Origin of the sequence: Paraburkholderia guartelaensis (assembly GCF_004353905.1) — a bacterium.
GTDB lineage: Bacteria > Pseudomonadota > Gammaproteobacteria > Burkholderiales > Burkholderiaceae > Paraburkholderia > Paraburkholderia guartelaensis.
The window spans coordinates 1-7,749 of the sequence record NZ_SMOD01000093.1; the positions used below are offsets into that span (position 1 = coordinate 1).

The window sequence follows — 7,749 nt, forward strand, 5'->3', positions numbered from 1 at the left end:
GGGCGGGCGGGAACTTGGCGAACAGCGTGTTCGGTTCGAGCGTCAGGTGATACAGCGACAGATGCGGCGGCTTGAACGCGAGCGCCGTCTCGATGTCGGCCTGGCATTCGGCGAGCGTTTGCTGCGGCAACGCGAACATCAGGTCGAGATTGAAGTTGTCGAAAGTCTTCGCCGCGACCTCGACCGCATGGCGCGCCTGGGCCGCGTCGTGAATGCGTCCGAGCGCTTTCAGATGCGCTTCGTTGAAGCTCTGGATGCCCACCGAGAGACGGTTCACGCCGCTCGCGCGAAACTGCGCGAACTTCGCGGCTTCGAACGTGCCGGGATTCGCTTCGAGCGTGATCTCGGCGTCCGCGTCGAGCGGCAGCAGGGCGCGCACATCCGAAAGCATTCGATCGAGACCCGCTGCGGAAAGCAGGCTGGGCGTTCCCCCGCCGATGAACACCGTATGCACCTGGCGGCCCCAGACGAGCGGCAGCGCCTGTTCGAGATCGGCGCGCAGCGCGTCGAGGTAATCGTCTTCGGGAAAGCGCTCGCCCTTCCATTCATGCGAGTTGAAATCGCAATACGGGCACTTGCGCACGCACCACGGAAAATGCACGTAGAGCGCGAGCGGTGGCAGCGAAGTGAGGCGAATGCTGCCAGGCATCGTGAACGACTGCACCACGTCGATGCCGATTCGATGCTGCTGGCTCACGCTTCCTCCTGGAGTCGCGCGAGCAGTTGGCGCAGGGCGATTGCGCGATGGCTCGACGCGTTCTTGAGCGCCGGATCGAGCTCGGCGGCCGAGGCCTCGAGCTCCGGAACGTAGAAGTAGGGGTCGTAGCCGAAGCCGTTGTCGCCGCGCGGCGCGTCGAGCACCACGCCGTGCCAGCGGCCTTCGGCGATGAGCGGCTCGGGGTCGTCGGCATGGCGCACGAGCGCGAGCACGCAGTAGTAGTAGCCGCGGCGATCCGCGTGATTTTTCAGGTTCGCGACGAGCAGCGCGTTGTTCGCCGCGTCGCTCTTCTCGCCGCCCGCGAGCTGCGCGTAACGCGCCGAATACACGCCCGGCGCGCCGAGCAGTGCACGCACGCACAGGCCCGAGTCGTCGGCGAGCGCGGGCAGGCCCGTGAGCTTCGCCGCGTGGCGCGCCTTGGCGAGCGCGTTCTCCACGAACGTGGGATGCGGCTCTTCGGCTTCGGGCACGTTGAGCGCGCCTTGCGGCACGAGCTCGATACCGGCCGCGCCGAGCAGCGCCGCGAACTCGCGCAGCTTGCCCGCGTTGTTCGAGGCGAGCACGACGCGCGAGAGCGCGCGAGCCGCGGTCTTAGCCGTTGAATCCGGCTGTAAATCAGCCATGCGAAATCTCCAGCGCGGCCTTCTGCTTCTCGATCAGCGAGTGGATGCCGCTTTGCGCCAGATCGAGCAGCGCGTTCAGTTCGTCACGCGAGAACGGCGCGCCTTCTGCCGTGCCCTGGACTTCGACCATGCCGCCCGAGCCCGTCATGACGATGTTCATGTCGGTGTCACACTGCGAGTCTTCGTCGTAGTCGAGGTCGAGCACGGGCACGCCTTCATACACGCCGACCGAAATCGCGGCCACGTAGTCGGAGATCGGCGAGCGTTCGATACGGCCCGTGGCCAGCAGCTTCGAGACGGCGTCGTGGGCCGCGACGAACGCGCCCGTGATGCTCGCCGTGCGCGTGCCGCCATCGGCTTGCAGCACGTCGCAATCGAGGTTGATGGTGCGCGCACCGAGCGCTTCGAGGTCGAACACGGCGCGCATCGCGCGGCCGATCAGGCGCTGGATTTCCTGCGTGCGGCCCGTTTGCTTGCCGCGCGCGGCTTCGCGGTCGCTGCGCGTGTGCGTGGCGCGCGGCAGCATGCCGTATTCGGCGGTGAGCCAGCCCTGGCCCTTGTCGCGCAGGAACGGCGGCACGCTTTCCGACACGCTCGCGGTGCACAGCACCTTGGTATCGCCGAACTCGACGAGGACCGAACCTTCGGCGTACTTCGTGTAGTTGCGGGTGATGCGGACTTCGCGAAGCTGGTTGGCGGCGCGGCCGGAGGGGCGCTGGATGGATTGGGTCATCGTGGAGGTGCGCGAGGGCACGAGAGGGAAGGGGAAACCGTGATTTTACCGCCTCCGCGCGCCACACGAGGGGCGCGGCTAGAAGGCGGCGGGAGCGCGAAAACGGGGTCGCCCTCGGCCAGGCGGACCGTGCAGCCCGCGCTTGCGAAGGCGTGCCCCCAAAAATGGGATAATACGGTTTCTCCGCCCCGCGCTTTTCGTCCATTCGCGACAACACGCCGGGCGCCTCGATTTCCTCGCCGTGACCCGCGCGCCCTGCGCACGACGCCGCGGCTTTCTTCGCGAGACGAACCATGATTTACAGCATGACCGGCTACGCCAGCGCCACGCGCGAGCTTGCTGCGGCTTCGGGCACGGGCGGCGCCAGTGTCTCCGTCGAATTGCGTACAGTGAATTCGCGCTTTCTCGACCTGAACTTCCGCATGCCCGAAGACGTGCGCGTGTGCGAGCCCACGCTGCGCGAAATGCTGATGACGAAGCTCTCGCGCGGCAAGGTCGACATCCGCATCAACATCCAGAAGAGCGAGCAGGGCGCCAATGCGGGCGCGCTGAACCGCGATGCGCTCGATCAGCTCGCCGGGCTCGAGCGCGCCGTGCTCGAAGCGTTTCCCGAGTCGGGCCGCCTGCGCACGGGCGAGATCCTGCGCTGGCCCGGCGTGCTCGCGGAAAGCGGCGTGGCGCCCGAGGTGCTGCGCGACGCTGTGCTCGGCTGCGGCAAGCAGGCCATCGCCGATCTGATCGAAGTGCGCGCTCGCGAAGGCGCGCAGCTCGCCAACATGCTGCTTGCGAATGTGACCGAAATGGAAGCGATCGTCGCGCGCATCACGCCGCTCGTGCCGGAGCTGATCGCGAAGCACCAGCAGAAGATCGTCGAGCGCCTGCAGGAAGCGCTCGGCATCGCCGCGCCGGACAGCAATGGCAACGGCGGCAGCATCGGCAACATCTCGCGCGAAGAAATCGCCGAGCGCATTCGCCAGGAAGTGACGATGTATGGCATTCGCATCGACATTGCCGAAGAGCTCTCGCGTCTCACGGCGCACCTGAACGAAACGCGTCACGTGATCGAGAAGGGCGGCCGCGTCGGCAAGCGTCTCGACTTCATGATGCAGGAGCTCAACCGCGAAGCGAACACGCTCGGCTCGAAGGCGGCGGCGAAGGAACTCGCTGACGCCTCGATGACGCTCAAGCTGCTCATCGAGCAGATGCGCGAGCAGGTTCAGAATCTCGAATGAAGGAAGCAACGAACATGACCGACCAAAGCAGCGCCCCCAAAGCGGACGCGAAGCACGACAAGAAGCGCAATCCGTACGCGGGCATGTACCCCGGCAACCTCTTCATGGTGGTGGCGCCGTCGGGTGCAGGCAAGTCGACGCTCGTGAACGCACTGCTCGCTGAAGACAACGCGATCCGCCTGTCGATTTCGTACACGACGCGCGAGCCGCGTTCGAAGGAGCGCGATGGCGAGCACTATCACTTCACGACCGTCGACGACTTCCTCACGCGCCACGCCACGGGTGAGTTTCTCGAGAGCGCGGAAGTGCATGGCAACTACTACGCCACTTCGCGCGTGTGGATCGAAGACCAGATGAAAATCGGCCATGACGTCCTGCTCGAAATCGACTGGCAAGGTGCGCAGCAAGTGAAGAAGCAGTTCCGCAATGCAGTGGAAATCTTCATCCTGCCGCCGTCGCTCGAAGCGCTCGCCGACCGCCTGAAAAAGCGCGGCGAAGACGAGCCGAACGTCATCACGCGACGCCTGCTTGCAGCGGGTAGCGAGATCGCGCATGCGAGCGAATCGGAGTATGTCGTGATCAACGAGAACTTCGATCGCGCGTTGCAGGAACTGCGTAACATCGTGAGCGCCACGCGCCTGCGCTTCGCTTCGCAATACGCACGGCATACCGAGCTCTTCGTGCAGCTCGGTATCCACCACCCGCAGCCCGGCGCGTCGGGCACATAAGGTAGAATAAGAACCTGCTGAGAATGAGAAGGAAACCGACATGGCCCGCATCACCGTCGAAGACTGTCTGAAACAGATTCCGAACCGCTTCGAACTGGCGCTCGCCGCGACGTATCGCGCCCGCCAGCTCGCACAAGGTCACACGCCCAAGATCGAAAGCCGCGACAAGCCTACCGTTGTCGCGCTGCGCGAGATCGCGGCTGGCCAGGTCGGCCTCGAAATGCTGAAGAAGGTGCCCGTCTAAGGGCGCGTTCCGAGGCATTGTCGATCGCCATGTAGTTCGTACCGCCGCAGCCGCTTAACCGTCAACGCCAAACCTGATACGGAGGGGAACATGAGCACCACGCCCTCGCCGGCCACCGACGTGGACCAGGAAGCCGAGACTGCGAGCCCTGCGCGCAATTACATCGACGCGGTCCTCGAACAGTCGTTTCGCCATCTGTTCGGACCGACCGCGACGCCGGAGCAGCCCCGTAAGCACGGGGTCGTCTCCATCGCCAATCTGACCGCCGCGCTCTCCGGTTACCTCACTCCCGAGGAAATCAAGGAGGTCAAGGCGGCGTTCCACTTCAGCGATGAAGCCCACCTCGGGCAATATCGCCAGAGCGGCGAACCCTATATCACCCATCCCGTCGCCGTCGCGGAAATCTGCGCCGGCTGGAAGCTCGACGCGCAGTCCATCATGGCCGCGCTCCTGCACGACGTGATGGAAGACCAGGGCGTGACCAAGGCGGAACTCGCCGAGCGCTTCGGCGCGAAGGTCGCGGAACTGGTCGATGGCCTGTCGAAACTCGACAAGATGGAGTTTCGCAACCGCGAGGAAGCGCAGGCGGAGAACTTCCGCAAGATGCTCCTCGCGATGGCGCGCGACGTGCGCGTGATTCTGGTGAAGCTCGCCGACCGGCTGCACAACATGCGCACGCTCGGTGCGGTGCCGCCCGAAAAGCGCCGCCGCGTGGCGCGCGAGACCATCGACATCTACGCGCCCATCGCGCACCGTCTTGGCCTGAACAACACCTATCGCGAGCTGCAGGACCTGAGCTTCGCGAACTTCAATCCGAATCGCTACGCCACGCTCGAAAAGGCGGTGAAGGCCGCGCGCGGCAATCGCCGCGAAGTGGTAAGCAAGATTCTGGAAGCGGTGCAGCGCGCGATTGCCGACGCGAAGCTCGACGCCGAAGTCACCGGCCGCGAGAAGACCATCTTCAGCATCTACAAGAAGATGCGCGACAAGCAGTTGTCGTTCTCGCAGGTGCTCGACGTGTACGGTTTTCGCGTCGTGGTCGAGTCGGCGCTCGAGTGCTACACCTGCATCGGCGCGCTCCACGCGCTCTACAAGCCGGTTCCGGGCAAGTTCAAGGACTACATCGCCATTCCCAAGGTGAACGGCTATCAGTCCCTGCACACCACGCTCGTGGGCCCGTTCGGCGCGCCTATCGAGTTCCAGGTGCGCACGCGCAAGATGCACGAGATCGCCGAAGCCGGCGTGGCGGCGCACTGGCTCTACAAGAACGGTGGCGCCGATCTCAACGACGTGCAAAAGCGCGCGCACCAGTGGCTCAAGTCGCTGCTCGACATCCAGAGCGAAGTGGGCGACTCGAGCGAATTCCTCGAACACGTCAAGATCGACCTGTTCCCGGACGCCGTCTACGTCTTCACGCCGAAGTCCAAGATCATGGCGCTGCCGCGCGGCGCCACGGCGCTCGACTTCGCTTACTCGATCCACAGCGACCTCGGCAACCAGTGCGTGGCCGTGAAGATCAACAACGAGCTGCTGCCGCTGCGTACGGAATTGAAGAGCGGCGATATCGTCGAAGTGATCACGGCGCCGTACTCCAAGCCGAATCCGGCGTGGCTCGGCTTCGTGCGTACCGGCAAGGCGCGCTCGGCGATCCGGCACTACCTGAAGACGATGCGTCTCACGGAGTCGGTGCAACTCGGCGAGCGGCTCGTCGATCAGGCGCTCAAGGGTTACGGCTACCAGCTTTCGGAAGTCACGCCGGAAGTGTGGGAAAAGCTGGTCCTGTGGACCGGCAACAAGAACCGCCAGGAAATTTTCGCCGACATTGGTCTTGGCCGGCGCGTGGCGGCGGTCATGGCCAAGCGCATCGAAGTGCTGATGAGCGGCCAGGACGCCGACGACGCCGAGCATCACCATCCGCCGCGCGACCCGAATGCGCCGCCGGCGCCGCCTGTGGTCATCACGGGCACCGAGGGCATGTCGGTGCAGCTTTCGGCTTGCTGCCGTCCGATTCCCGGCGACGACATCATGGGCTACATCGGCATCGGCCTCGGCATGGCGATCCATACGACCGACTGCCGCGTGGCGCAGCGTATCCACCGGCGCGACCCGGGTCGCTGGATCGACGTGGCGTGGGCGCCGCAGCCGGGGCGTTTGTTCGACGTCGCCGTGAAGGTACTCGTGAAGAACACCAAGGGTGTGTTCGCGCGCGTGGCGGCCGACATTACGTCGGCGGACGCCAACATCGTGCACATCGCGATGGACGACGATCTGGCACAGGAGTCGAACATGTTGCGCTTCGTGATCCAGGTGAGCGACCGCGTGCACCTCGCGAACGTCATGCGCCGTGTGCGCACGAATCCGGACGTGATGCGCATTGCGCGCGAGCGTTCGAGCGACGACGGGCACCATCGCCACGACGGCGGCATGCGCATCGAACGCGAGCGCGCGGATTATTGATCGGGGCGCGTAGCTGCGGGCGGTGAGCTCGGGGCGCGTAGCTCGGGGCGCATAGCCCGGGCGAGGCGCCGGTTCGTGACACGAACCACTCTCATCGGGCGCCTCTCGCGGTAATCTACTGCTATCTCATCGCTGCACCTTTGCGGCAGCCCGACCGGGCGTGCCCGTCACGCCCCCCATCTTCCTTCGACCCGAAACGAGGGACTTTCAATGAACGTAGCTGAACTGACCGGCCTCGCACTCGATTACTGGGTGGCGCGCAGCCTGCCGGACTTCGTGCGCGAAATCTATTTCACCGACAGTGGCGAGACGGTTGCCGTGCGCGGCAACGATCGTGGACGTCCGTGGGATGGCCGCTTCATGCCCACGGATTCATGGGAGGCGGCCGGCGTGGTGCTCGACCGCGCGAGGCGCGTCGAATTGCGCGAAGGCGAGCCGGCTTCCTGTGTGGCCGAGTTCGAGGGTGAGTCGCGTGCGGTGGAAGCCTACGGAGAAACCACGCGCGAGGCGCTGCTGCGGGCGTTCGTCGCGAGTCGCTTTGGTGAGACGGTAGGGGAGATGCTGCGTCAGCCCCAGGCATTGCTAGGGATGGGCATGGAGCCTGTGGGGGAGCCCAGTGCGATTGGCGACGTGGAGGACCTGCCGCGTCCCGATGCACAGATCGGCGACATCGGTACGCCGCCGCGCTAGGGTTCGCTTCTCGCGAGCCGCCAGGCGCGGAAGTGTCTGAATTTTTGTGTGCAAGGCAGATAAAAACCTGCCGTCTGGCAGGTCATCAATTGCATTCTACAAATGATTCCTGGTGAAGCGATCCTCGTAGAGGATCGCGAACTGGTTCATCGCGGCTTTCCAGTCATGTGCGGCACGGCTCCAGTCAGCCGTGATATTGCGCAAGGCCAGCCACAGCAGTTTGGTCGCGGCCTCGTCCGTGGGGAAGTGCCCACGCGTCTTGACGATCTTGCGTAGCTGGGCGTTCACGCTTTCAATGGCGTTGGTCGTGTAGATCACTTTGCG

General features: G+C 64.8%; 9 protein-coding genes. 5 read left to right on the forward strand and 4 right to left on the reverse strand.

The features are described from left to right. From hemW to rph, 3 genes are all read right to left on the reverse strand, one after another. Positions 1-649 (reverse strand): radical SAM family heme chaperone HemW (hemW, locus tag E1N52_RS42440; RefSeq protein ID WP_133191019.1); only part of this gene is annotated, 649 nt, incomplete at its 3' end. A gap of 44 nt (positions 650-693) precedes the next feature. Beyond that, positions 694-1,341: an RdgB/HAM1 family non-canonical purine NTP pyrophosphatase gene (rdgB, locus tag E1N52_RS42445; protein WP_133191011.1), complete on the reverse strand. Its 648-nt coding sequence runs from the start codon at positions 1,339-1,341 to the stop codon at positions 694-696. After that, the gene (gene rph, locus E1N52_RS42450; protein ID WP_133191013.1) at positions 1,334-2,074 is read right to left on the reverse strand and encodes a ribonuclease PH; all 741 of its coding nucleotides are present in this window, start codon (positions 2,072-2,074) and stop codon (positions 1,334-1,336) included. The genes rdgB and rph overlap by 8 nt, the downstream gene beginning before the upstream one ends. 293 nt (positions 2,075-2,367) lie before the next feature. On the opposite strand from rph, the gene E1N52_RS42455 reads away from it, so the two are divergent. The 5 genes from E1N52_RS42455 (at position 2,368) to E1N52_RS42475 (ending at position 7,425) form a co-directional block, all read left to right on the forward strand. Then, complete coding sequence (locus tag E1N52_RS42455; protein WP_069262677.1) at positions 2,368-3,306, forward strand: YicC family protein; 939 nt, start codon at positions 2,368-2,370, stop codon at positions 3,304-3,306. 14 nt (positions 3,307-3,320) lie between these two features. Beyond that, positions 3,321-4,034 carry a guanylate kinase gene (gene gmk, locus E1N52_RS42460; protein WP_246089463.1) on the forward strand — a complete coding sequence of 238 codons (714 nt, stop codon included), beginning with the start codon at positions 3,321-3,323 and terminating at the stop codon, positions 4,032-4,034. Between the two features lie 40 nt (positions 4,035-4,074). Beyond that, complete coding sequence (gene rpoZ / locus E1N52_RS42465) at positions 4,075-4,278, forward strand: DNA-directed RNA polymerase subunit omega (RefSeq protein WP_006400783.1); 204 nt, start codon at positions 4,075-4,077, stop codon at positions 4,276-4,278. 90 nt (positions 4,279-4,368) lie between these two features. Next, complete coding sequence (locus tag E1N52_RS42470) at positions 4,369-6,735, forward strand: RelA/SpoT family protein (RefSeq protein ID WP_133191015.1); 2,367 nt, start codon at positions 4,369-4,371, stop codon at positions 6,733-6,735. 210 nt (positions 6,736-6,945) lie between these two features. After that, on the forward strand, positions 6,946-7,425 hold the full coding sequence (locus E1N52_RS42475) for a phage protein NinX family protein (RefSeq protein WP_133191017.1): 480 nt from the start codon (positions 6,946-6,948) through the stop codon (positions 7,423-7,425). 96 nt (positions 7,426-7,521) lie between these two features. On the opposite strand, the gene E1N52_RS42480 is transcribed toward E1N52_RS42475, so the two are convergent. Beyond that, positions 7,522-7,749 (reverse strand): transposase (locus E1N52_RS42480; protein WP_133184843.1); only part of this gene is annotated, 228 nt, incomplete at its 5' end.

Excerpts from the sequence above, each read along its gene's own strand:
- rdgB (WP_133191011.1), bottom strand. The coding sequence starts at position 1,341 with ATGGCTGATTTACAGCCGGATTCAACGGCTAAGACCGCGGCTCGCGCG.
- rph (WP_133191013.1), bottom strand. The coding sequence starts at position 2,074 with ATGACCCAATCCATCCAGCGCCCCTCCGGCCGCGCCGCCAACCAGCTT.
- E1N52_RS42455 (WP_069262677.1), top strand. The coding sequence starts at position 2,368 with ATGATTTACAGCATGACCGGCTACGCCAGCGCCACGCGCGAGCTTGCT.
- gmk (WP_246089463.1), top strand. The coding sequence starts at position 3,321 with ATGACCGACCAAAGCAGCGCCCCCAAAGCGGACGCGAAGCACGACAAG.
- rpoZ (WP_006400783.1), top strand. The coding sequence starts at position 4,075 with ATGGCCCGCATCACCGTCGAAGACTGTCTGAAACAGATTCCGAACCGC.
- E1N52_RS42470 (WP_133191015.1), top strand. The coding sequence starts at position 4,369 with ATGAGCACCACGCCCTCGCCGGCCACCGACGTGGACCAGGAAGCCGAG.
- E1N52_RS42475 (WP_133191017.1), top strand. The coding sequence starts at position 6,946 with ATGAACGTAGCTGAACTGACCGGCCTCGCACTCGATTACTGGGTGGCG.